Raw genomic sequence first — 25,216 nt, 5'->3', positions numbered from 1 at the left:
CCTACTTAAATGCGTTAGGGATTGAACGGCCTGTTTGAGCTCTTTTTGTGTTGTTGCACCTATGCAACACAAAAAAGCGAGTAGTGAAAGCCCGACCCTTTTCGGGTAACGCCCAAATACATATGCTAAAACATTAAGCCTTGTTTGTGCTTCTTTAATTCTATTTTCCTTATTAGTTGCTAGCCGAATTTCATGATTTATAAACTAAAACAGCGAATACACAAAAAATATAATAAAATATCAATTAAAGAAATCGTTATAGTAACAAATATTACATACTAAGTAAAATATTTGACTGAAATTAGCATCTAAATTAGTCATATAGATGAAAAAAATTATAATTATCGGAGGTTTGTCTGCAGGTCCATCTGCAGCAGCAAAAGCAAGACGTGAAAACGAACAAGCTGAAATTCTTTTGTTTGAAAAAGGAGCCAATATTAGTTATGCAACCTGCGGGATGCCATATGCATTTTCAGGTGTTATCGAGAGTAGAGACAATTTAATGGTAGTAAAACCAGAATTACTTCAAAACCGATTTAATATTGATGTCCATTTAAACGAAGAAATTATAAAAATTGACACTCAAAACAAAACAGTTTATTCTCAGACAAAGAGTTATACTTATGATACCCTAATTTTTGCCACAGGAGCAAAATCTATTGTGCCTCCAATAGGTAATATAAAATTAGCCAATAATTGGTCTACTTGCCGCTCTATGATTGATTATGATAAAATCACGAAAGAAGGATTAGCAAGCACATCCAAACATATAACCGTTATTGGGGCAGGTTTAATAGGTGTTGAAGTTGCTGAAAACCTTAAAGAGGCTGGAAAAGAAGTTACTTTAATTGAAGGCGATTCGCATGTTTTAAATATGTGGCAACAAAAATTCGGAATCTTTGCAGGAAACGTATTAGCTTCTAAAGGTATTGAAGTTCTAACATTAAGCTTTGTTTCTAAATTCGATATTGATAAAAACGGAAAAATTAACGCAGTAGTTACTCAAGCTGGAAAAAGCATTCCAACCGATTTTGTAATCTTAAGTGTGGGTATTAAACCAAATACAGATTTATTACTTGCAGAAGGTGCTGAAGCCATTGATAATGGTGCATTGAAAGTAAATGAATTAATGGAAACATCTATAAAAGATGTATATGCTGCAGGAGACAATGTATCGATTAAAAATTTACAAACAAATGAGTATGATTACTTTCCTTTAGGAACGCATTCTAATAAAGCTGGGCGTGCAGCAGGAGCTAATGCAGTAGGTAGAACAATTGAATTTAAAGGCGCTTACAAAACAGCTATAGTAAAAGTATTTGATTATACCTTGGCAAGAACTGGAATGAATGCAAGAGCATTAACTCAAAAAGGTATTCCATTTAAAACCGTTTTAACGGTTGCAGGTTCTACACCAGGTTATTATCCAGGACAAAAGGATTTAATCACAGAGATTTATTACAGTCCTGAAACCGAACAAATATTAGGAGCAGAACTCTTTGGAGAAGTTGGCGTTGATAAACGTGTAGATGTATTGAGTACAGCCATTTATGCTAAATTAAAAATTACAGATTTAGCACAATTAGATTTAGCATATGCACCTCCATTTTCTCCAGCAAAAGACCCTGTGGTAGTTACAAGTTTTGTAGCCGAAAATATTATAAACAATAGAAGTGAGCAAATATCTGTAGAGGATTTGGAACTTTTAATGAAAGATAATAATTTAAACGAAGGCTATTTACTAGTAGATTCCAGAACGGCTGAAGAATACGGAAAAGGAACGATTCCTGGAGCCGTAAATTACCCTTTGGATGAGTTAAGACAATCTGTAGATTTTATAAAGAGTCTCGATAAAAAAGTTATTGTTTTCTGTCAAAAAGGATTAAGAGGTTATTTAGCCGAATTAATTTTAAGAAATAACGGTGTAACTCATATTGCAAATGTTGCAGGAGGTTTTAAAGTATGGCAAATGTATAGCGACCGTATTGAAATTCCGGAACCTATATTAGTTAAGAAATAAAAAGCTTTTTTAGATTTTTGGATTAAAGAGACTGCCTAAAAAGGCAGTCTTTTTTTGTTACTTTTTTTATCTTTTCTACGAAGGGAGAAATCCATTTTATAGTAATAATTATTAAAGGATAATCACTAATTTTGTTTACCAAATGAAATTCAATAACAACAATAAACGATACAACGATTACTCATCTTTTATCAAAGAGCAGTTTTCCGAACGCGTTCAAAAAATTTCATTAGATACAGGTTTTACATGTCCTAACAGAGATGGCTCTAAAGGCATAGGAGGCTGTACTTATTGCAATAACAACACCTTTAATCCAAACTATTGCAAACCAGAAAAAAGCATCACACAACAATTAGATGAAGGCATCACATTCTTCTCAAAAAAATATAAAACACAACGCTATTTAGCGTATTTTCAAGCTTACACCAATACTTATGCAGATATTAATTTAGTAAAGCAATTGTATAATGAAGCTGTAAATCATCCTAAAGTAATTGGGCTGGTTATTGGTACAAGACCAGATTGTATTAATCCAGATTTAATTGATTTTCTATCTAGTTTATCTAAAGAGTACTTCATTTCATTAGAGTTTGGAGTAGAAAGTACTTTAGACAAAACTTTAAAAGATGTAAACCGTTGCCATAGCTTTCAAGAAACTGTTGATGCATATGAACTTGCAAAAAACAAGGGTTTACATTTAGGAGCACATATGATTATTGGTTTACCAGGAGAAACCAAGAACGATATTTTAAACCATGCCACCAAGTTGTCTAAATTGCCAATAAACAGTTTAAAACTGCACCATTTACAGATTGTAAAACATACTATGATGGCGCACCAATTTAAAAAAACTCCAGAAAAATTCAGTTTATATTCTGCGGAAGAGTATATCGATTTAATAACCGATTTTGTAGCCTTGTTGCGACCAGATATTATAATAGAACGTTTTATTAGCGAATCGCCAAAGCATTTATTAATTGCACCAAACTGGAATGGCTTAAAGAATTTTGAAATTGTAGCGAAAATTGATAAACAACTAATAGAAAAGAATCTTTGGCAAGGCAAAAACAGGTAGTATTTATTTAATTAATTCACTTTTTTAGTATTATCCAGCATTTAAATTAAAACTAAACCCCAGCAAACACTTGCGTTAGGGATTGAACGGCATGTTTTGAGCTCTTTTTGTGTTGTTGCACCTATGCAACACAAAAAAGCGAGTAGTGAAAGCCCGGCCCTTGTGGTAACGCCCTAACAGATATAATATAAAAGCAAAAAATCCAGCTCGAGAGCCGGATTTTTATACTATTAAAGAACCTACAAGAATTTTATACTGAAAAGAAATTCAGCATACGTCCTTTGCAGGTCTAATTTATTAATTAAGCGTTATTCTCTTTCTTAATTAAGTTAAGAGCAGAACCTTCGTTATACCATGCAATTTGAGCATCGTTATAAGTGTGGTTTAGTTTAATAACATCTTTACTTCCATCGGCATGAACAACTTCTAATGTTAATTGTTTTCCCGGAGCAAATGCGTTTAAATCTGTGAAGTTGAAAGTATCATCTTCTAGAATTAAATCGTAATCGCTTTCGTTAGCAAAAGTTAAACCTAACATCCCTTGTTTTTTAAGGTTTGTTTCGTGGATACGAGCGAACGATTTTACAATAACTGCCGCTACTCCTAAGTGTCTTGGCTCCATGGCTGCATGTTCACGAGAAGATCCTTCGCCGTAGTTATGATCGCCAACTACAATTGTTTTTACGCCTGCTGCTTTGTATGCTCTTGCTGTATCTGGAACGCCACCAAATTCTCCTGTTAATTGATTTTTAACAAAGTTAGTTTTTTCTCCAAATGCGTTAACGGCTCCAATTAAACAGTTGTTAGAGATATTATCTAAATGCCCACGGAAACGTAACCATGGTCCTGCCATAGAAATATGATCGGTGGTACATTTGCCTAAGGCTTTTATTAATAATTTAGCGCCATTAATGGTGTTACCCAAAGGTGTGAATGGTGTAAGTAATTGTAAACGCTCCGAATCTTCGGCTACTTTTACTTCTACGTGGCTACCATCTGCTTCTGGAGCAAGGTATCCGTTATCTTTTACTTCGAACCCTTTTGGTGGTAATTCCCATCCTGTTGGCTCATCGAACATCACTTCTTCACCATTCTCGTTAATTAACTTATCGGTTAATGGATTGAAATCTAAACGACCTGCAATAGCAATAGCTGCTGTGATCTCTGGAGAGGCCACAAATGCATGTGTATTTGGGTTTCCATCGGCACGTTTAGCAAAGTTTCGGTTAAACGAGTGTACAATGCTGTTTTTTGGTGCGTTTTTAGGATCGCTATATCTTGCCCATTGTCCAATGCATGGTCCGCAGGCATTTGTAAATATTTTAGCATCTAGTTTTTCAAATATACCTATAATACCATCTCTATCGGCAGTATAACGCACTTGTTCCGATCCTGGGTTAATTCCTAACTCCGATTTCATTTTTAAACCTTTATCTAAGGCTTGCTGTGCTATGGATGATGCACGAGATAAATCTTCGTAAGATGAGTTGGTACAAGACCCTATTAATCCCCATTCTACTTTTAATGGCCACTCGTTAGCGGTTGCTTTCTTGTTCATGTCTTTACCTACTGGTGTAGATAAATCTGGTGTGAAAGGTCCGTTTAATAATGGTCCTAATTCTGATAAGTTAATTTCAATAACTTCGTCGAAATATTGCTCTGGGTTTGCATAAACTTCAGCATCACCAGTTAGATATCCTTTAACTTTATTTGCAGCATCGGCAACATCGTTTCTGTCTGTAGCACGTAAATATCGTTCCATAGACTCATCATAACCAAAAGTAGATGTTGTAGCTCCTATTTCAGCTCCCATGTTACAAATAGTTCCTTTTCCTGTACAAGACATTGAAGTTGCTCCAGGACCAAAATATTCTACAATAGCCCCAGTTCCTCCTTTTGCAGTAAGAATTCCGGCCACTTTTAAAATAACATCTTTTGGTGCTGTCCATCCTGATAATTTACCAGTTAACTTCACACCTATTAATTTAGGGAATTTAAGTTCCCAAGCCATTCCTGCCATAACATCTACAGCATCGGCTCCACCAACTCCAATGGCTACCATTCCTAAACCTCCAGCGTTAACTGTGTGAGAATCGGTACCAATCATCATACCTCCTGGAAAAGCATAATTTTCTAAAACTACTTGGTGAATAATTCCTGCTCCTGGTTTCCAGAAACCTATTCCGTATTTATTAGATACAGATTCTAAAAAATTAAAAACTTCGCTACTTACACTGTTCGCATGTTTTAAATCTGTTGCTGCTCCGTCTTTTGCCTGAATTAAGTGATCGCAATGTACCGTTGTTGGCACAGCTACTGAAGATTTTCCGGCTTGCATAAATTGCAAAAGTGCCATTTGCGCTGTTGCATCTTGGCAAGCAATTCTATCTGGCGCAAAATCTACATAATCCTTACCTCTCGAGAAAGCCTTGGTAGGGTTTCCTTCCCAAAGGTGAGAATATAAAATCTTTTCAGAAAGTGTTAATGGTTTGCCTACAATGCCTCGTGCTTTGTCTACACGCTCTGCCATTTTGGTATAAACCTCCTTAATCATGTCGATGTCAAATGCCATAAAATATTTGTTTTTTTGTTATTTGAATTTTAATTACTACAATGTACAAAATATAGAATTATTATAATCATATTTTCACATTTTGATAACGTTAAATAATTCTAAAATAATATTCACTGTTCTAAATATTTAACTCCAAAAATTAATAAAATTAAAGACATAAAGATGTCTTCACTCTAACTTCAAATTTAAAATATTACAATTGTTTTTATTGACTTGAAAAAAAGTATAATTGACTCTATAAAACAAAAAAAGCCTGAATCTAAGATTCAGGCTTTTAATTATAAAAAATTTATATTTTGATTATCTAACTAATTGTTTTGTTGAAGGCTTAAACTTCGTTAAAACAATACCGTCTACAGCGGCTTCATATTCTGCCATAGTAGGAGTTCTACCTAAAATTGTAGATAATACTACAACTGGAGTAGATGATAATAAAGATTCGCCTTTTTTCTCACCAGTATCTTTTACAACTCTACCTTGGAATAAACGTGTAGATGTCGCCATAACCGTATCTCCTGGTTCTGCTTTTTCTTGGTTACCCATACAAAGGTTACAACCTGGACGTTCTAAATACAACATGTTTTCATACTTAGTACGTGCTAAACCTTTTGGTGCGCTATCATCAAATTCGAAACCTGAATATTTTACTAAAACATCCCAATCGCCTTCTGCTTTTAACTCATCAACAATATTATATGTTGGTGGAGCAACAACTAAAGGAGCTTTAAATTCAACTTTACCATATTGAGCCTCAACATTCTTTAACATTTGAGCTAATATTTTCATATCACCTTTGTGAACCATACAAGATCCTACAAAACCTAAATCTACTTTTTTAGTTCCTCCGTAATAAGATAATGGTCTAATATTATCATGTGTATAACGTTTAGAAACATCGTCGTTATTTACATCTGGATCTGCAATCATTGGTTCTGCGATTTCATCTAAATCGATAACAACTTCTGCATGATATTTAGCATTTGCATCTGGTCTTAAAGATGGTTTGATACCCGTTTTAAGCTCAGTAATTCTAGTATTTGCTTTATCAACAAGACCTTTAAGAACTTGTTTTGCATTATCCATACCTTTATCAATCATGATTTGGATACGACCTTTTGCTATTTCTAAAGATTCAATTAAAGTATCATCTTCAGAAATACAGATAGATGCTTTTGCTTTCATCTCTGCAGTCCAATCTGTAAATGTAAAGGCTTCATCTGAAGTAAGTGTACCAATATGAACCTCAATGATTCTTCCTTGGAATACGTTTTCTCCTCCAAATTGCTTTAACATTTGAGATTGTGTAGCGTGTACTACATCACGGAAATCCATGTAAGATTTCATTTGCCCCTTAAAAGTAACTTTTACAGATTGCGGAATTGGCATAGAAGCCTCACCTGTAGCTAATGCTAAGGCAACCGTTCCTGAATCTGCTCCAAAAGCAACACCTTTAGACATACGTGTGTGAGAATCTCCACCAATAATAATATCCCAATCTCCTACTGTAAGATCGTTTAATACTTTATGAATAACATCTGTCATTGGGAAATACTTCCCTTTAGGATCACGACCGGTAATTAAACCAAAATCGTTCATAAAGCTCATTAATCTAGGAATGTTTGCTTTAGACTTATCATCCCAAACAGAAGCTGTATGACAACCAGATTGGTAAGCACCATCAACAATTGGAGAGATAACTGTAGCAGCCATCATTTCTAATTCTTGAGACGTCATTAAACCTGTAGTATCTTGAGAACCTACAATGTTTACTTCTACACGAACGTCTGAACCTGCATGTAAAACTTTACCTGGAGTTGTTCCTACAGCATTTTTATTGAATATTTTTTCAACAGCTGTAAGACCTTGCCCTTCAATAGAAATTTCTTTTGATGGTGCATATACAGGTACTACATCTACACCTAAAACTTTAGAAGCAAATGTTTGTAATTTTTTACCGAAAACAACAGCGTAAGAACCACCCGCTTTCATAAACTCCATTTTTTGTGGTGTAAATGCCGCAGAAATATCTTTTAACTCTTTATCTCCGTTATATAATTTTTTCTCTTTTGTATTAATAGTAAGTACAGTTCCTGTTTCTACAGAATACTCTTCTTTTAAAACTGGTTCCCCATCTTCATCACGAATAGTATTTCCTTCTGCATCTTTTTGTTGTACCCAGTTTTTAAGGTCTAAACCAATACCACCAGTTACACCAACTGTAGTTAAGAAAATTGGAGAAATTCCGTTTGTTCCAGCAATTACCGGAGCAATATTTATAAATGGTACATATGGGCTAGCTTTTACACCTGTCCATAATGCTACGTTGTTTACACCAGACATTCTTGATGAACCAACGCCCATTGTTCCTTTTTCAGCAATTAACATCACTCTTTTATCAGGATGTTGCGCTTGTACTGCTTTTAATTCGTTTTGTTGCTCTATGTTGTGCTCAAATAAACACTGACCGTGTAATTCTCTATCTGAACGTGAGTGCGCATCTCCTCCTGGAGATAATAAATCTGTAGAAATATCGCCAACTCCAGCAATAAATGTTACAACATCAATTTTTTCGTCAATTTCTGGAAGCTTTGTAAAAAACTCTGCTTTAGCATAACTTTCTAAAAGTTCCGTAGCAATAGCACTACCATTTTGGTAAGCTTTTTCTAAACGCTCCATATCTGCCTCGTAAAGGAAAACTTGCGTTTTTAATACTTTTGCAGCCTCTTGAGCTTTAGCAGCATCTGTACCTAAAGCTAAATCTAACAATACTTCAACTGAAGGTCCACCCTTCATGTGTGATAATTGTTCTAAAGCAAAAGCAGGTGTTATTTCTTTAACAACCGATTCACCTAAAATAATTTCCTTTAAAAACTTAGCTTTTACACCAGCAGCGCTTGTGGTTCCAGGTAAAACATTATAGATAAAAAAGTTAAGAGAATCTTCTCTATACTCATTATCCAAATCTTTTATTTGCCCTATTATTTCGCTTAGTAACTCAGCCCCATCAATAGGCTGTGGGTGAAGTCCTAGATCTTTTCTTTCTTCGATCTGCTTGATGTAATCCTTATAAGTGGTCATAAATAATATTTTTCTATTTAGTTTAAATACAGCTTTATAAAATAATAATTTTCTCTTCTTCTGCTTACATAAATGGCTATAAGAGTCATTTATTAGATTGTATCCTTACAAACAATACAAATGGATAACGAAAACGATATAGTTCTTTCCTCGTACAAATCTCTATTATCGTTTCTTTTACCAATGATAGTTTTACGTTTTTATCAGAAAGTATTATGGTATTTCCAACAACTTCCCGTGTTGTATTAACACGTTTTGCCGTTATGGATTACATACCTCTAATTCACAAGATATCTAAAACCGTGTAACTTATTTATAAGTTCTGCAAACATAAAAAATTTATAGCAAAGTTTTAAAAAGAATTCACGTAATGCAATCAGCTATGATAATAAATTATTATAGTGACATCAGATTTTAATATGATTATGATTATCCTAATGTTTTATAATTATACTTGATGATTCTTTAAATTAATTTAAAAATAATTGATTATAAACTGATAATTTCTGAATTAAGCTAATGGTTTTTCAAATAATTAATACAGTCGGAAGAAAAAAAGAGCAAAATAATCCAAAAACGAGTAGTAAAATCAATCTTAATAAAAAATAAACTATCTCAAACTATTAATATCGTAATACATCTTTACTGTAGCGTCCTAAAATCGTTATGTTTTTGTGTTTATCAAAAAATATTGTATCATTACCTACCCAAAACTATAAAAACTTACACTTAATTATGTCTACACTAGTAAAGAAAAAAAGATACGAAATAGTATCTTATGAAGATGCTGCCCCAAGAGTTAAAGCAGTTTATGACGACACAAAAAAAACATTTCAACTTCCTTTTGTATTAAATTGGTTTAAATGCCAAGGAAATAACGCTACTTTATTAGAAGGTAATTGGGCCAAATTAAAGTCCACTTTAATGCAAGGAGATGTCCCTAATGTGCTTAAACAACTTATTATATACAATGCTTCTAAAGAAAGAGGATGTGATTATTGCTCGCACACACATGGTATTTTTGCCGATAGTATGAGCCAAATGATTTCTTCTAATGAAGGTTTTAGGGTTACAGAAAATCTTGATTCGCCAATTATTCCAGAAAGTTACAGAACAGCTATAAAGATTGTTACAAAAGCAGCTTTAAATCATTCACAAATCACAGATGCTGATTTTCAGGCTTTAGAGGACGCTGGTTTTGATGATGCTGAAATACAAGAGTTAATGGCTCAAGCAGATTTAGTTAATATGCTGAATACCATAGCAGACATTTCGGGAATTAAAATTGATAATGAGTTGATGGAAGTAAGTGCTTGATAAAAAAAACAAATTAAACCTTGGACATCTTATCAACTAAATATAGAATTACTTACGAGGCTTTTTCAAAATTATCGGGACGCATAAGTAAAGCTCGTAATATTGAAGAACTTGTTTTAGTTACAAGTAAAAACTTAAAATATCTAATGGATTTTCAAGTTTTCCGAATCTCTATTTTAATGGATCACAATACGTGTTCTTTTACTTTTTTCGCAAACAATGGGTCTAAGATAGAAGGCAACAAACTTTGTGATTTTGAAAGAGACCTTTTAAAAAATAAAATACCACTAAACAGTTCGGATATTCCAAATAAATTTAATGAATTCACAGATATTACTAAGCTAACCAATCCTCTTTTCTGGGGCTGGTTTATGGGACGTAATACCCTTGATATTAGCACAACCATATTATCTGATGACACCAAAGTATTTACAAAAACCGATATTGATATTATGCATTTACTAGTAGATGGTTTTACCTCTAAATACCAACAATTATATTTAGGAGAACAGCTAATACTTAAAAACAAGAGCCTTGAAGATGCCGTAAAGCTAGTTGCCGATAAAAATAAAGAAATTGAAAAAATATTAGGGCACCAACAAAATGTTATAATTGATAAAACAAAAGAAGTTAAACTGAAAAACACCGAGTTATTAGAAATCTCCAACATTAGCGCTCATAATTTAAGAGAACCTTTAAGCAGGATTCTAGGGCTTATTGAAATTTCAGAATATTATAATCCAGAGCAATTAAAAGAGGACATTATAAAACATATAAAAACCTCTGCTAAAGAACTTGATGAAGTTCTTAAAAATGTTGTTGAAAAGAGCGAAAATAGCATTAAGAATTCTGATAATAAAAAAGATTATGAATTTAAAGGTAACTAATTTCAAAATTTTTTTAGTGGATGACCAATCCATTACAAACATAATCTCAAAAAAACTTATTGAGGTTTCTGGTCTATGCAAAAATGTATATGATTTCACAAATCCCAAAGAAGCTCTTGATTCTATTTATGAACATCAACCAGACCTTATTCTATTAGATTTGAACATGCCAAATATAGACGGTTGGCAATTTTTAGAACGTCTTAATTCTACCCAACACAAATCGAAAATTATTATTTTAACGTCAAGTACAAGTGTTTTTGATAAAGAAAAAGCTAAAAACTACTGTAACGTTATTGATTTTTATAGCAAACCTCTAAACCTGGAGAATACAATAAGTATATTAAACCGTTTTAATTCAATTAAAACTTAAAATAAACTTTTAATAATATCTATTTCTGAAACACCTTCAGCCTCAGCTTTATAGTTTTTAATAATTCTGTGCCTTAAAATCCCTTCAGCCACAACTTGTACATTTTCAATATCTGGAGAGAACTTACCATTTACTGCTGCATGTGTTTTTGCTGCTAAAATCAAGTTTTGAGAAGCTCTTGGGCCTGCACCCCAATCTAAATAATTTTTAACAATTTCTGGAGCTGTATCACTATTTGGTCGCGTTTTCCCTACCATAGAAACTGCATATTCTATAACATTATCTGCTACAGGAATACGACGAATTAAATGCTGAAAATCGACAATTTCTTTTGAAGAGAATAAGGCGTTAACCGTTACTTCTTCATCATTAGTGGTTGCTTTTACAACTTGAACTTCTTCCTCAAAAGTGGGATAATCTAAATTAATAGCAAACATAAAACGGTCTAATTGTGCTTCTGGTAAAGGATATGTTCCTTCCTGCTCAATTGGGTTTTGTGTTGCCAAAACAAAATAAGGCAAATCTAATTTATAATGATGTCCCGCAACTGTAACAGCACGTTCTTGCATAGCCTCTAAAAGTGCTGCTTGTGTTTTTGGTGGTGTTCTATTAATTTCATCTGCTAAAATGATGTTAGCAAAAATAGGCCCTTTTATAAATTTAAAATGACGGTCTTCATCCAAAATTTCACTACCTAAAATATCACTAGGCATTAAATCTGGTGTAAACTGAATACGTTTAAAATCTAATCCTAAAGCTTGCGCTATTGTATTTACCATTAAGGTTTTTGCTAAACCAGGTACACCAATAAGTAACGCGTGACCTCCTGAGAAAACAGAAATTAAAATTTGATTTACAACAGCATCTTGACCAATAATTACCTTAGCAACTTCGGTTTTTAATGCCTTAAATTTATTTACAAATTGTTCAATGGCAGCAACATCGCTCATAGAATTAGTTTTTTAACCAGTTACTAGAAAACTCGCAATCTCTGTATTTAGATCCAATTTTAATATAAGTATCTGCTATTTTTTCTTTTTGCCAATCTTCGATGGCCTTAATTTTCTTTTCGTCTAAAGCAAGTTCTCTAATTTTTAAGTAATCTCTAGCATAATTAGCTTCATGCTCATCTATTCTATCGGTTACTCTTAATATTTTATACTTAATATTCCCTGTTCTATCTTGCTCTGTTAAAACTAAACTAACTTCGCCTTCTTTTAAATCTTGAATCTGAGAATATAACTCAGGATCCATTTTAGTTAATTCGAAATTATAATCCTGTGTTGCAGGGTTTATTAATTGTCCGCCATCATTACGTGTCTCTTTTTCGTCACTTGCTTCGCGAGCCGCATCTGCAAAAGTAATATCACCTTTTTCAATACGATCTCTAACTTTTTCAAGACGTTCTTTAGCTTCCGCTATAGCTTCATCTGAAACCTTAGGCGTTAATAAAATATGACTTACATCGTATTCTTGACCTCTAATTTTATCTACCGTTATAATATGGTAACCAAAATCAGATTTAAATGGCTCAGAAATTTCACCTTCTTGAAGTGCAAATGCCACTTGTCTAAATTCCTTAACCATTCTAGGTTTTTTCTTATTCAAGGTATATTTACCACCACGACTAGCAGAACCAGGATCTTCAGAATACAATACCGCTTTAGAACGGAAACTTGCACCTTTTTCAACAATATCGGCCTTAAACTGTTTTAATCTGTCTATTACACGTTGCTCTTCATCTTCTGATACTTTAGGTTCCGAAACAATTTGAGCTACTTTAAGTTCTGTTCCAAACGTTGGACGATCTTCTTTAGATATTTTTGAGAAAAATAAACGAACTTCTTCTGGAGTCACCTCAATTTCCGAAACAATTTTAGCTTGCATTTCCTTAGCTAACTTATTCTTCTTATTGATTTCGAACATTTCTTCTCGAACCGCTTTCTCGCTATCTTTTTCATAAAGCGCTAACAAACGTGTCATATCACCATTTAATTCAGCTAAAAACTGCTCCATTTGGTAATCCACCATACTGCGTATTTCCGCATCAGAAACTATAATACTATCTTGTATAGCATGGTGCGCATACAATTTATCTTCTAATAGTTTTCCAAATAACTGGCACGGCTCAATGTCTTTTACACTAACACCTTGTGCTTCTAATTGCAAATACGTTTTATCAACATCAGATTCTAAAACAATAAAATCTCCAACAACCGCAGCAACCGCATCTACTTTTTGCTTTTTGTAATCACTTTGCACCTCGCTTTTCACGTTTTGAGCTAAACTCGTAGAGTCCACTTTTACGTCAACTTCTTCTTCAATAATTTCTTGTGCAAATGCTGCATTTCCTATACATAGTAAAGCAACAGTAATAAATTTCAAGTTATTTATAAATTTCAAATTCTTTATTTTTAATAGCATCCTTAGTAATGTCTTTTTCTAATTTTTTAATCAGTTCTAATTTACGCTTATTTTTAACAATTTGGTTAATTGTTGGCGTTACAAATTCCAGCGGCGCCGTATCATTTCTTCCTAAAACATCATTAATTTGCATCAAATATACTCCTAATGAATCTTTGAGCTGTACAAAATTAGATTTTTTTAACAGTTGATTTTTATTTTCGGGTGTAATAGCAGGAATTTTACTAACAACCTGACTTACTTTTATCCAAATAGAATCGTTTAACGAATAGGATTTAAATTGAATAGACATAGAATCTAACTCCTTTTTATCGGTTTCAGTGAAACGCTTAAATCTTTTTACAATACCACTGTAATCAATAATATTTTCATCTACATGAATGTATCTAAATTTAATTAATTCTTCATTCAACTTAAAAACATCTTTATTTAGGTCATAATAAGCTTCTGCCTTATTTCGATCAACTACAGTATCAATACTTCTATTAACTAAAGCCTCAATATATGCCTTAGTGTATAAATCTGTTTTATATTGTTTCACCAATTTATCAAATCTTGCTTGTTTCTCCTCACTTAAATTAAGCAAAGCGCCATCTAAAAGCAGTTGCTTTGTAGCCCAATTTTTAATATAGTTATCAACTAAAACTGCACTATCTTCTTTTGTAGTGGCTTCGGAAACTAATTGTGAGACATCCTCTTCGTATAGATACGAATTATTAACTCTGGCAATTGGTGTGCGATTATCTTCCTCGTTTCTAAAAAAATCGCAGGATACCATTAATGACGCTAAAATTATAAAAATGATTATTCTTTGCATCTATTGTTTTTCTATTTGAGATTTCACCTTTTTCAATACGTCCTTATTTATAACCACTTTATACTTATCGGCTAAAGTTTTTACCCATTTTTCTTCTTTATCGTTTTGATAATCTGAAATAACAGAGCCTTTTGCCTCTTCTAGAGTTTTTTGAGCTTTTGGTAAAATTTCTTTAACCTGAATAACTTCGAAAGCATCGTTATGCTTGAAAATTTTAGAAACACCTTTTTTAAACTTAAACCCTTTTGGTATTGTTTGATGCTCTGCATCCATAATTCCTGAAGTAAAAATAACTTCAACGGCATCGTTACTATTCACTAAGTTTTTAATACGCTCTAAACTCATATCTTCAGAAAGTAATTTCGAAACTTTTTTCAATGTTTTTTGTTTCGATGAAGAAGCGACTACGGCATCTATTCGTTTTGGTGAAATATAATTACTTCTATTTAAATCGTAGAATTCTTGAATCGCAACAGAATCTGTTTTTGCAGCATTCCAAATGGTGTTTTCCATTAAGTCGAAAAGCAATAAACCATCACGATACTCCATAATAATATTTGCAAATTCTGGATTTACATTCTCCAAATTTTCTTCGTGATAATCCACTAAACTCATGTTAAAAAATTCTATATACTTTTCTTCTACAATAGCCTTAAAAGGTGTGTTATTACGTAGATTACGTTGGGTTTTTACTAAAAAATCACCAAAATCTTTATATTTAAATTCCTTCTCGCCTATTGTAAACAAGGTTTTTGTTGCTTCAAAACTCGATGGTAATTTCCATTTGCGTTTATAATAATCTTCATTTAAAACCGATACAAAATAATCAAGATTTGGTTGCTCACCACTTACTTTATACGTTTCTTTTAGTTTACTGTACAACGCATTATCAATACGCTTAGAACGCTCGTCACGTTTTACTTTCTGAACCAATTCTGTTTTTAATTCCTTAAAATCTGCAATTGGCTTTTTATTGTATAATTTAACAATATGCCAACCGTATTGGGTTTTAAAAGGTTTGGATACTTCGCCTATTTCCTTTAATCCAAAAGCAACATCTTCAAATTCTGTAGCACTTAATTGTCCGCCAGAAAACGCAGGCATTAATCCGCCTTTTGAAGCCGAACTTTTATCATCAGAAAATTGCTTAGCCAAAGCCTCAAAATCTTCACCTTGATTTATTTTTTTATAAATATCTTGAATTCTAGTTTCAGGATCTTCTGCTCCTACATCGCCTTCCTTTTTTACGATCATAATATGCGCTACGGTAAGCTCGCCTCGTGATTTACGTTTATCTTGCACATTAACAATATGGTATCCAAAACGCGTTCTAAATGGCTGAGACGTTTCTCCAACTGCAGTATTAAACGCTGCATTTTCAAAAGCATAAACCATTTTAAAACCGTTAAACCAGCCCAATTGTTCGGCAATTATTGTTTTCCCATCGGCTTTTTGCTTCATTGTATTTGCAAAACCTTCAGCTAAAGTTGCTTCACGTAATTTGTTTATTTTATTATAAGCAGCCAAAGTATCTGTAGGATTAGCGTCTTCGGCTAATAACACTAAAATATGTTGTGCCTTAACCTCGTTAGAAATACGATTGTAAGCCTCTTCTACTAAAGCTTCGGTAACCGTATTATCCGTCATAAAATTTTTAGCCAACTGCTTTCTATAACTTAGCAACTCACGTTTGTAAGTTCGTTTTTCGTCTAACCCAAGAGTTTTAGCTTCCTTTAATTTAAGCTTATAATTTGTGAAAAGTTTGAGATACTCATCTACATTTTTCTGTGATTCATCTTGTACTAAATCCAAGTTTTTATTATAAACATTCATAAACTCAGATACATAAACCGGATCGCCACCAACCTCAAGTAAAACCTCTTCACCCGTTGTTTGTGCATTTGATAAAAAACATAAAAAGAACGAAACTAGAATAAAAAAATATTTAAACTTCATCTGAAAATATAAATTTTTAATAAAAACAAAAATAGTAATATATAGCTATAAAGCAAGTTGCTTTAACAAACGTTTAAAAAAGAAATATATTACACTTTTTAAAGTATATTTGAAACTAATTTAGCACACTAATAAGCATGCGTAAACTTAAACTTATCTGGGATTTTAGAGGGCCGAATGGTCAAAAAATAGCAGAACACCACGTAATCCATTTAAAAGAATATATCAAACTCGAAAAACTCGACATAACCATTACGGGTATTGAGGTTTTAAGTGAAATGCATTGCATTGCTTTTTTAGTAGTTGATGAGGCGGATATGAAACCGATTCGTGATGCTTTAAAACCGCATCGCGGACAAGTTTACACGACCTAGCTGCAACTTAGTTATAAAAACCTTTTATGTTTACATTCTCGTAATTATGGGTTAAAAACCTTAAAGTATGCCTTAAAATATCTCCCATATTTTTACAATTTCTAAATTCGATATCCTGGGTATAATCGAAAATTTTAGTTTTTAATAAAGTGATATTCTCCTCGTTAGAAATGGTATCTTCATCCATACAAGTCAATAATGCCTCTATTCTATCACGAAAACTTTTGAACCTTTTTACTAATATGGAACGCTCTTCTATTTTATATTGATCGATAGAGAGTTTTTGTACCCTCTCGGTAACCAACTCTACCATTTTTAAATTTTCTTTAAAAAATTGTGGTCTGTAAATATTAAGTTTTCCTTCATAGCATTGCTGATCGAAATCTATTGCGCGAATATTATAAACTACATGATCAAAATCGTGTGTAGGCACAATTACGTAATTATAAGATCTCATATCGCCTAAAAGCCTTATCATACAACGTTCGTTAAACTTCACAAATTCTTTAGCTATCTGCGTTTTCTCCGATTTACTGCATTTTGGTAAAAAGTTTTTTATAAACTCATCGCCTGGAATTCCAACAATATGCTCTTCAATTAACGTGTTTTCGTAAATTAGAAAATTCAAATTATAAGGCGAAAGCATGTGCTCTAATTCTAGCCCGTAAATTCTTGATGCATCTGCTATTTTTATATAAAAATAAGTGTAATTATCGTTTAAAATATTACGAACTTTTATACGGAAAGGCTTAGAGTTTCCGAAGGTGCAAAAATCTATAGCATCCACACTTAAAAACTGAAAAATATTTTCGTTTCCATCAGAATGTAAAATGGTATATACTTTTTTTAGAGAATGCTCAATTTCTTCACGCTCAAACTCATTGTAATACACCCGAATCCAGAGCGTATCATTATCATCCTTATCATAAACCACTATCGAGCCTTGAAAACGCAATAAATCGTCGTAAAAAATAGGGATTTTTGTATTCCTATTATATTCCGAGAGGTAATCATGCAATTTTGGCGTTATCGGATATGATGGTTTCCTTTTCGATATTTTTAAATCTTCCATAGAATGTAAATATATCTAAAAATAAAATATTTTTCTATTAATTAAAGTGATCTAATCTGATTATTATTTTTTAATTAAAAATTGAAATCATTAATTTATGATGCGATTCAATATATTTTAAAGCTTTTATTCCTTTTCTTGTAACAAATTAGAAAACGGGTCGTCGTACTAAAAAACTAACACATGCCAACGTTTAAAAACTCAGGCTTTAAAAACTACATAGTTTGGAATCTATATTAACCATCAAGAATCTCACCAAAAAATTCGGTTATTTAACAGCCGTTAAAGATTTATCTTTCACCATTAACAAAGGCAATGTCTACGGCATTCTGGGCCCAAATGGTAGCGGAAAATCGACCACTTTAGGCATTGTTTTAAATGTAGTAAACAAAACAGAAGGTAGTTTTCACTGGTTCGATGGCAACACCTCAACACACGATGCTTTAAAAAAGGTAGGAGCCATTATTGAGCGCCCTAATTTTTACCCATACATGACGGCTGCACAAAACCTGAAATTGGTTTGTAAAATAAAAGGTGTTGGTTTAAATAAAATTGAAGAAAAACTTGAAGTTGTTGGCCTTTTAGATAGAAAAGATCATAAATTCAGTACGTTTTCTTTAGGAATGAAACAACGCTTAGCTATTGCTTCTGCCCTATTAAACGATCCTGAAATTTTAATTTTAGATGAACCTACAAACGGATTGGACCCGCAGGGTATTCATCAAATTAGAGAAATCATTAAAGAAATAGCATCTAAAGGCACCACCATTTTATTGGCTTCACATCTATTAGATGAAGTTGAAAAAGTATGCTCGCATGTAGTTGTTTTACGTAAAGGTGTAAAACTATATTCTGGCCGTGTAGATGAAATGATTTCTAGTCATGGTTTTTTTGAATTGAAATGTAATAAACCAAATGAATTATTAGCCTTTATTGAAAACCATCCATCATTTACGCATACAAAAACTGAAGATGGTTTGATTACTGCTTTTCTAAAAGAACCTTTAAGTTCTGAAGATTTCAATAAACAACTTTTTGAAAACGGTATTATCCTCACACATTTAGTGCAGCGTAAAGAAAGTTTAGAAGAACAATTTTTACAATTAACCGACAACAACTAATACATCCAAAAGCAAAGCACATGTTACGACTTTTAAACCTAGAATTACAAAAGCTTTTATTAAATAGAACTAGCAAAATTTTAATTTTTGTTTCGTTTATTTTACCTTTTTTCGTAATTCTTTTATCATCTATAAAAATAAATGTTTTTGGTTTCTTCACCTTAGAACTGGGAGAACTAGGTGTTTTTAACTTTCCAATAATTTGGCATTTAACCACCTTTTTTGCTTCGCAGTTTAAGTTCTTTTTCGCTATTGTAGTGGTAAGCATGATTGGTAACGAATACAGTAACAAAACCATAAAACAAAACTTAATTGACGGCTTAAGCAAAAAGGAATTTATTTTATCTAAATTCTATGCTATTGCTTTTTTCTCCTTAATTTCTACAGTGTTAATTGGGCTTATATCACTTTGTATTGGCTTGTATTATTCTAGCTATACCGAATTCGGAATTATTATTAGAGAAACCAATTTTCTATTGGCTTATTTCGTAAAATTATTAGGTTTTTTCAGCTTGTGTTTATTTTTAGGAATGCTCGTAAAACGTTCTGCTTTTGCATTAGCATTCTTATTTATTTTGTTTATTTCTGAATGGATTATTTTCGGATTAATTACATGGCAATTCGATCATCATGTGGCTACTAAAATCCAAAACTTCTTCCCTTTACAATCTATGTATAATTTAATAGAACAACCTTTTCAACGCGTGGCAATGTCCAAATTCCCTGAAAAGGCAGAACTAGCTTACGATTATTTAGTGCATTGGTATGAAATCGCTATTGTTCTTGGCTGGACCGCACTATTTGTATTTTTATCGTTTAAATTATTAAAAAAGCGCGATTTGTAATATATTTGATAGCTATTGCTATTATCTAGATGAAAAAAAACATACTACTCGCATTATTCTTTTTAGTTGGATTTAACATCTACGCTCAAAGTGAAGCATCTACCTGGTATTTTGGTTACAACAGCGGCATTAAATTTGATTTAGCCTCTAATAGTATTTCAACTTTATCCGATGGAAAATTAAACACATATGAAGGTTGTGCAACTATTTCTGATGAATTTGGAGATTTACTTTTCTATACAGATGGAACAACTGTTTGGAATAGAAACCACGATATCATGAACAATGGTAGTGGTTTATTTGGAGATCCTTCGAGTACGCAATCGGCTATTATTGTTCCCAAACCAGACGATGAAAATATTTACTACATTTTTACAGTAGACGACCACAATAATAACGAAACCCATTTTGGATTAAATTATTCTGAAGTTGATATCACTCTAGATGGTGGCTTAGGTGAAGTTACTACTAAAAACGTTAATTTATTAAACGATTGTTCTGAGAAAATAACCGCCGTTTTAAAAGATTGTATCACCAATTCTATTTGGGTTATTGCTTTTGCATCGGTCGATGGAAACGAGGGAGATTTAGACACTTTTTATGCTTACGAAGTTGACAACACTGGCGTACAAAATGCTCCTATTAAATCGACATTTAAATTACCGTCTTCCATTTTTATAGATTATAGAGGCTATTTAAAACTATCTCCAGATGGCACTAAGATGGCATGCAGTAACGTACAAAACGGTATGTATTTATACGATTTTGATGTAGCGACAGGAATTGTTAGCAACCAGCTACTTATACCTATATCAGGTTCTGCAAATAAAGCCTATGGTCTAGAATTTTCTCCTAATAGTGAATTACTTTATGCTAGCACATATAACGATTTCTCGGATAACAGTAATCCCCAAAACAATGAAAACCCTGCCAACCATGAATCGAAGCTTATTCAATATAATTTACTCGCACCAGATATTATAAATTCTGCTGTAGTTCTGGATGATAGACAACTTTTTCGAGGTGGTTTACAACTTGCTCCAAACGGAAAAATCTATAGGGCACTAAGTTCCACTTACAGACAAGGTTTACCATATCTAGCGGTAATAAACAATCCAAACGAATTAGGAGTAGCAAGTAATTATGAGCATAATGCCGTAAACTTATCGCCTAACTTATCCTCGCAAGGTTTACCTCCTTTTATTCAGTCTTTTTTCAATACAAAAATTGATATTATTCAAAATAAAAAAAGCACTGTTAATTTAGATTTGTGCGAAAACGATACTTATACCCTAGCAGCCGATGATATTACTGGCGCCACGTATACTTGGTCTGTAGATGGTTTACCGCTTGCTGAATCTAGTGCTAACCTATTTATAGATACCAGCGGACATTACGAAGTTTATATCGACCCGAATAACGGCGACTGTGCTTTAGAAGGAGAAGCTTATGTGAATTTTAACGAAAATCCCGTAGCCTTCAATTACACTTTATTACAATGTGATGAAGATGGATTAAAAGACGACAGAACTACCTTTGTTTTAAACGAAGCCAACGAAGCTGTAACAGGAAATGTGGCAGACTTAGAAACTCGTTTTTATTCAGATAGCGCCAGAACTATAGAAATAGATGGTACGAGCTATAATAACACATCTAACCCACAAATTATTTATGTTGAAGTTTATAATCCAGCAACCACTTGTTTTGATTATTCTGAATTAACCATTGCGGTGAGCTCCACCGATTCTAAAGATGCCGAATTAATTTTATGCGATGATGATGGAACTGAAGATGGTTTTCAAACCTTCGATTTAAATGATGCCGATATACAACTTACAGATGGATTACCTGCTGGTTTAACTATTTTGTATTTTGAAAATTATACGGATGCCTTATTAGAAGAAAACAACCTAAACAACATTTACACCAATATAACAGCTTACTCACAAACCCTTTATGCACGTATAGAAAATGCTAATAACTGTTATGGTATAAGCGAAATCGAACTCACAGTTAACGAATTACCACAAATAGAAACTGAAGCTTTTTTCTTCTATTGTATTAATAAATTCCCAGAAACCATTGCTATTAATGCAGATTTAATAAACGATACTCCAAACAATTACACATACAATTGGTCGACATCTGAGAATACATATACCATAAATATCAATGAAACAGGCACGTATAATGTTACCGTTACAAATGCTGCTGGATGTTCTAAAAGTAGAATAATTACTATTGAAGGAGCCAATATTGCAACCATAGATAATATTGAAATTAAAGATGTATCTAAAAATAATAGCATTACTGTTATAGCTTCGGGTGAAGGTGATTATGAGTATAGACTATTAGATAGTAATAATGTGGTAATTGCTCCATACCAAAGTGAACCCGTTTTTGAAAATGTTTTTCCTGGTGTTTATACCATTTCGGTAAAGGATACAAAAAACGATTGTGGTGCTGTTAATCAAAAAGCCCATGTTATAGGATTCCCAAAGTTTTTCACACCTAATAATGATGGTTTTCATGATACATGGAAAATCTACGGTATATCAAGTGATAATCAACCCAACTCGGAAATTTTAATTTATAACCGCTACGGAAAATTATTAAAAACATTAAGCCCCGAAGACACCGGATGGAACGGTCGTTTTAATGGCGCATTATTACCTGCCGATGATTATTGGTTTGCAATTCAATTGGAAGATGGCCGTATATACAAAGACCATTTCACTTTAAAATATTAACTTTTGAAAATAAATAAATTCTCCCTTTTTATACTGATAAGCTTTGCTTTTCAAATAAAAATTTCTGCTCAAAACCCTACAGATTGTAGCGATGCTGTTATAGTATGTGGTAATTCTAACATTAACTTAAATGTAAACGGAATTGGTACTCAAGAACTCGGTTTTGGACAAAACTGTAGCAGTCAAGAAAACAATAGTGTTTGGCTAAAAGTTACCCCAATAACCGATGGTACACTTGGCTTTACACTAAAACCCTCTAGCAGTTCTATAAACGAAGATTACGATTTTTTTGTATTTGGTCCAAATGCCGACTGTAATAATTTAGGATTAGCAATTAGATGCTCTACCACCAACCCATCTTCTTCTGGAGCAACCAATAATTACACAGGTATGGATGGCACCGCTAGTGATACTTCTGAAGGACCAGGCGCTAACGGTAACAGTTTTGTAAGTTGGCTTAATGTAACAGCTGGAGACACCTATTTTATAGTTATAGATAGACCTATTGGTAATAGTGCCTTTAATTTAGAATGGACAGGAACTGCCGAGTTTTCAGACCCACCGACAGATGCTTCAACAACAAGTTCTATCTCAAAAAATATCGAAAATTGCGATGTTACCTTACCTTATAATGACGGTTTTACAGCCTTCAACTTAGAAGAAAACACACCTTTAATTACAGGAACTCAGACGGATGCTATCATTACATATCATGATTCTGAAAGCGATGCTATAATAGGCGTTAATCCACTGAGCTCGCCTTATACAAATACTTCCAATCCGCAAACCGTATACGCTAGAATTACAAACAATTCTACGGGCTGTTTCGAAATATCAGAATTTGACCTAATTGTAAACACAGGACCACGTTTTGTAGAACCATCAGATTATGTTCTTTGTGATAATCTAGACGATGGAAATGATAAAAACGGACGCATAACTTTCACCTTATCTTCAAAAAACGGTGAAATTTTAGATGGACAAGACCCTAATAATTTCAATCTTACTTATTATGAATCTTCAGCTGATGCTGAATCAAAAACAGATCCGCATCCTGATTCATATTACAATACAACGGCTTTTAACGAAGTTATATTTGTTCGTATTGAAGATAAAATAAATCCGTTATGTAGAAGTATAACCTCTTTCAATTTAATTGCAAATCCTAATCCGGAAGCATATAACGATACTTTACTTCAATGTGATGAAGATGGCACGGCTGATGGTTTTACAAATTTCAATTTAACTGAGGCTGAAGCAAATTTAACAGGTAACACACCGGATAGATCTGTACGTTTTTTTACAGATAATGCTAAAGCGTTAGAAATAAATGGTGATGCTTTTTTAAACAGCCAAAATCCACAAATTATTTATGTTGAAGTCACTAATACACTAACTGGATGTTTTAGTTTTTCTGAATTAACATTGGCAGTAAGCACAACAAATTCAAACAATGCGGCGCTTGCTTTATGCGATAATGATGGTGTAGAAGATGGCTTGGAAACTTTCAACTTAAACGATGCCGATAACCAGGTTATTAATGGACTTCCAGCTGGTTTAAATATATTTTATTATAAAACCTATGACGATGCTCTACTAGAAACAAATGAATTAAATTCAAACTACACCAATACAGTAGCCTACAACCAAACTATTTTTGCTAGAGTAGAAAATGCCAATAATTGCTATGGTATTAGTGAGGTTGAACTTACAGTGGCTAAATTACCAGAAATTGACTCAGATGCTCTTTTATATTATTGCTTAAACACATACCCTGAGTACATAGAACTTAATGCCGGTATAGTAAACGATTCGCCTAATAATTATAGCTACAATTGGTCTACAGGAGAAACCACTTATGCAATAAACGTTAATGAAGTTGGTGTTTATAATGTTACTGTAACAAACTCCACGGGTTGCTCAAAAACGAAAACAATAACCGTTGAAGCTTCTGGCATTGCGGAAATTAACGATATAAAAGTAGAAGATGTTTCTAACAACAACACCATTACCGTATCAACTTCTGGTGAAGGCATTTATGAGTATCGATTAATTGACAGTAATAATGTGGTGGTGGTTCCATACCAAAGTGAATTTGTGTTTGAAAACGTCCGTCCAGGTGTTTATAACGTATCTGTTAAAGACGCAAAAAACGATTGTGGTGTTATAAATGAAAAGGTATTTGTTATAGGATTTCCTAAATTTTTCACACCAAACAATGATGGCTTTAATGATACTTGGCAAGTTTACGGTATTTCGAGCCAAAACCAACCCAACTCCGAGATTACAATTTATAACAGGTTTGGTAAATTAATTAAGACATTAAGCCCTTTGGAAAATGGTTGGAACGGATTATTTAATGGTCACAAATTACCAAGTGATGATTATTGGTTTTCAATTAAACTTGAAGATGGTAGAATATTTAAAGATCATTTTACGTTAAAGTATTAACCTAGCAGCCCTAAAACCTTATTAAATTGCAGTTTACCTTAATTTTTAAAATTTCAATTGAAAAACGAATACTTTTGATAC

General features: G+C 33.0%; 17 protein-coding genes. 10 read left to right on the top strand and 7 right to left on the bottom strand.

The window, feature by feature from the left end; all coding sequences use genetic code 11:
- Positions 1-325: 325 nt before the first annotated feature.
- Together GQR97_RS11960 and GQR97_RS11955 are read left to right on the top strand one after the other, a co-directional pair.
- Complete coding sequence (locus GQR97_RS11960; RefSeq protein ID WP_158848664.1) at positions 326-2,020, top strand: FAD-dependent oxidoreductase; 1,695 nt, start codon at positions 326-328, stop codon at positions 2,018-2,020.
- A 142-nt stretch (positions 2,021-2,162) separates the two neighbouring features.
- The gene (locus GQR97_RS11955) at positions 2,163-3,095 is read left to right on the top strand and encodes a TIGR01212 family radical SAM protein (protein WP_158848662.1); all 933 of its coding nucleotides are present in this window, start codon (positions 2,163-2,165) and stop codon (positions 3,093-3,095) included.
- A 301-nt stretch (positions 3,096-3,396) separates the two neighbouring features.
- Here the strand turns inward: GQR97_RS11955 and GQR97_RS11950 are convergent, their stop codons facing one another.
- Both GQR97_RS11950 and GQR97_RS11945 read right to left on the bottom strand, forming a co-directional pair.
- Positions 3,397-5,667, bottom strand: a complete 2,271-nt coding sequence (locus GQR97_RS11950) for an aconitate hydratase (protein WP_158848660.1) — start codon at positions 5,665-5,667, stop codon at positions 3,397-3,399.
- Positions 5,668-5,970: 303 nt separating this feature from the next.
- Entirely contained in the window at positions 5,971-8,748 is a 2,778-nt protein-coding gene (locus tag GQR97_RS11945; protein ID WP_158848658.1) for a bifunctional aconitate hydratase 2/2-methylisocitrate dehydratase, read from the bottom strand.
- Between the two features lie 735 nt (positions 8,749-9,483).
- On the opposite strand from GQR97_RS11945, the gene GQR97_RS11940 reads away from it, so the two are divergent.
- Genes GQR97_RS11940 through GQR97_RS11930 form a run of 3 tightly spaced genes read left to right on the top strand, consistent with a single transcriptional unit; the run spans position 9,484 to position 11,325 of the window.
- Positions 9,484-10,065 (top strand): carboxymuconolactone decarboxylase family protein, encoded by a 582-nt coding sequence (locus GQR97_RS11940; RefSeq protein WP_158848656.1) that lies wholly within the window; start codon positions 9,484-9,486, stop codon positions 10,063-10,065.
- 20 nt (positions 10,066-10,085) lie between these two features.
- Positions 10,086-10,952: a hypothetical protein gene (locus GQR97_RS11935; protein WP_158848654.1), complete on the top strand. Its 867-nt coding sequence runs from the start codon at positions 10,086-10,088 to the stop codon at positions 10,950-10,952.
- On the top strand, positions 10,933-11,325 hold the full coding sequence (locus GQR97_RS11930) for a response regulator (protein WP_158848652.1): 393 nt from the start codon (positions 10,933-10,935) through the stop codon (positions 11,323-11,325). The genes GQR97_RS11935 and GQR97_RS11930 overlap by 20 nt, the downstream gene beginning before the upstream one ends.
- Here the strand turns inward: GQR97_RS11930 and GQR97_RS11925 are convergent.
- Genes GQR97_RS11925 through GQR97_RS11910 form a run of 4 tightly spaced genes read right to left on the bottom strand, consistent with a single transcriptional unit; the run spans position 11,322 to position 16,522 of the window.
- Positions 11,322-12,275, bottom strand: a complete 954-nt coding sequence (locus tag GQR97_RS11925) for an AAA family ATPase (protein WP_158848650.1) — start codon at positions 12,273-12,275, stop codon at positions 11,322-11,324. The genes GQR97_RS11930 and GQR97_RS11925 overlap by 4 nt on opposite strands.
- A gap of 4 nt (positions 12,276-12,279) precedes the next feature.
- Positions 12,280-13,749 carry a peptidylprolyl isomerase gene (locus GQR97_RS11920; RefSeq protein WP_158848648.1) on the bottom strand — a complete coding sequence of 490 codons (1,470 nt, stop codon included), beginning with the start codon at positions 13,747-13,749 and terminating at the stop codon, positions 12,280-12,282.
- Positions 13,712-14,566, bottom strand: a complete 855-nt coding sequence (locus GQR97_RS11915) for a peptidyl-prolyl cis-trans isomerase (RefSeq protein WP_158848646.1) — start codon at positions 14,564-14,566, stop codon at positions 13,712-13,714. The genes GQR97_RS11920 and GQR97_RS11915 overlap by 38 nt, the downstream gene beginning before the upstream one ends.
- On the bottom strand, positions 14,567-16,522 hold the full coding sequence (locus GQR97_RS11910) for a peptidylprolyl isomerase (protein WP_158848644.1): 1,956 nt from the start codon (positions 16,520-16,522) through the stop codon (positions 14,567-14,569).
- A gap of 137 nt (positions 16,523-16,659) precedes the next feature.
- Between GQR97_RS11910 and GQR97_RS11905 the strand changes: the two genes are divergently transcribed.
- Entirely contained in the window at positions 16,660-16,896 is a 237-nt protein-coding gene (locus tag GQR97_RS11905; protein WP_158848643.1) for a hypothetical protein, read from the top strand.
- Between the two features lie 7 nt (positions 16,897-16,903).
- Here the strand turns inward: GQR97_RS11905 and GQR97_RS11900 are convergent, their stop codons facing one another.
- Positions 16,904-17,968 carry a hypothetical protein gene (locus GQR97_RS11900; RefSeq protein ID WP_158848641.1) on the bottom strand — a complete coding sequence of 355 codons (1,065 nt, stop codon included), beginning with the start codon at positions 17,966-17,968 and terminating at the stop codon, positions 16,904-16,906.
- 224 nt (positions 17,969-18,192) lie between these two features.
- Between GQR97_RS11900 and GQR97_RS11895 the strand changes: the two genes are divergently transcribed.
- Genes GQR97_RS11895 through GQR97_RS11880 form a run of 4 tightly spaced genes read left to right on the top strand, consistent with a single transcriptional unit; the run spans position 18,193 to position 25,135 of the window.
- Positions 18,193-19,089, top strand: a complete 897-nt coding sequence (locus GQR97_RS11895) for an ABC transporter ATP-binding protein (RefSeq protein WP_158848638.1) — start codon at positions 18,193-18,195, stop codon at positions 19,087-19,089.
- 20 nt (positions 19,090-19,109) lie between these two features.
- Complete coding sequence (locus GQR97_RS11890; RefSeq protein ID WP_158848636.1) at positions 19,110-19,934, top strand: ABC transporter permease; 825 nt, start codon at positions 19,110-19,112, stop codon at positions 19,932-19,934.
- Positions 19,935-19,963: 29 nt separating this feature from the next.
- The gene (locus GQR97_RS11885) at positions 19,964-22,684 is read left to right on the top strand and encodes a T9SS type B sorting domain-containing protein (protein ID WP_158848634.1); all 2,721 of its coding nucleotides are present in this window, start codon (positions 19,964-19,966) and stop codon (positions 22,682-22,684) included.
- Between the two features lie 3 nt (positions 22,685-22,687).
- Positions 22,688-25,135, top strand: a complete 2,448-nt coding sequence (locus GQR97_RS11880; protein WP_158848632.1) for a T9SS type B sorting domain-containing protein — start codon at positions 22,688-22,690, stop codon at positions 25,133-25,135.
- Positions 25,136-25,216 lie beyond the last annotated feature (81 nt).

Origin of the sequence: Algibacter sp. L1A34 (assembly GCF_009796805.1) — a bacterium.
Taxonomy (GTDB): Bacteria; Bacteroidota; Bacteroidia; order Flavobacteriales; family Flavobacteriaceae; genus Algibacter.
The sequence above is the reverse complement of the archived record's forward strand: the minus strand, read 5'-3'. Positions and strand labels throughout refer to the sequence as shown.

What these genes read in the sequence shown, in the direction of transcription:
- GQR97_RS11960 (WP_158848664.1), top strand. Translation starts at nt 326, where the DNA reads ATGAAAAAAATTATAATTATCGGAGGTTTGTCTGCAGGTCCATCTGCA.
- GQR97_RS11955 (WP_158848662.1), top strand. Translation starts at nt 2,163, where the DNA reads ATGAAATTCAATAACAACAATAAACGATACAACGATTACTCATCTTTT.
- GQR97_RS11950 (WP_158848660.1), bottom strand. Translation starts at nt 5,667, where the DNA reads ATGGCATTTGACATCGACATGATTAAGGAGGTTTATACCAAAATGGCA.
- GQR97_RS11945 (WP_158848658.1), bottom strand. Translation starts at nt 8,748, where the DNA reads ATGACCACTTATAAGGATTACATCAAGCAGATCGAAGAAAGAAAAGAT.
- GQR97_RS11940 (WP_158848656.1), top strand. Translation starts at nt 9,484, where the DNA reads ATGTCTACACTAGTAAAGAAAAAAAGATACGAAATAGTATCTTATGAA.
- GQR97_RS11930 (WP_158848652.1), top strand. Translation starts at nt 10,933, where the DNA reads ATGAATTTAAAGGTAACTAATTTCAAAATTTTTTTAGTGGATGACCAA.
- GQR97_RS11925 (WP_158848650.1), bottom strand. Translation starts at nt 12,275, where the DNA reads ATGAGCGATGTTGCTGCCATTGAACAATTTGTAAATAAATTTAAGGCA.
- GQR97_RS11920 (WP_158848648.1), bottom strand. Translation starts at nt 13,749, where the DNA reads ATGCTATTAAAAATAAAGAATTTGAAATTTATAAATAACTTGAAATTT.
- GQR97_RS11915 (WP_158848646.1), bottom strand. Translation starts at nt 14,566, where the DNA reads ATGCAAAGAATAATCATTTTTATAATTTTAGCGTCATTAATGGTATCC.
- GQR97_RS11910 (WP_158848644.1), bottom strand. Translation starts at nt 16,522, where the DNA reads ATGAAGTTTAAATATTTTTTTATTCTAGTTTCGTTCTTTTTATGTTTT.
- GQR97_RS11905 (WP_158848643.1), top strand. Translation starts at nt 16,660, where the DNA reads ATGCGTAAACTTAAACTTATCTGGGATTTTAGAGGGCCGAATGGTCAA.
- GQR97_RS11900 (WP_158848641.1), bottom strand. Translation starts at nt 17,968, where the DNA reads ATGGAAGATTTAAAAATATCGAAAAGGAAACCATCATATCCGATAACG.
- GQR97_RS11890 (WP_158848636.1), top strand. Translation starts at nt 19,110, where the DNA reads ATGTTACGACTTTTAAACCTAGAATTACAAAAGCTTTTATTAAATAGA.
- GQR97_RS11885 (WP_158848634.1), top strand. Translation starts at nt 19,964, where the DNA reads ATGAAAAAAAACATACTACTCGCATTATTCTTTTTAGTTGGATTTAAC.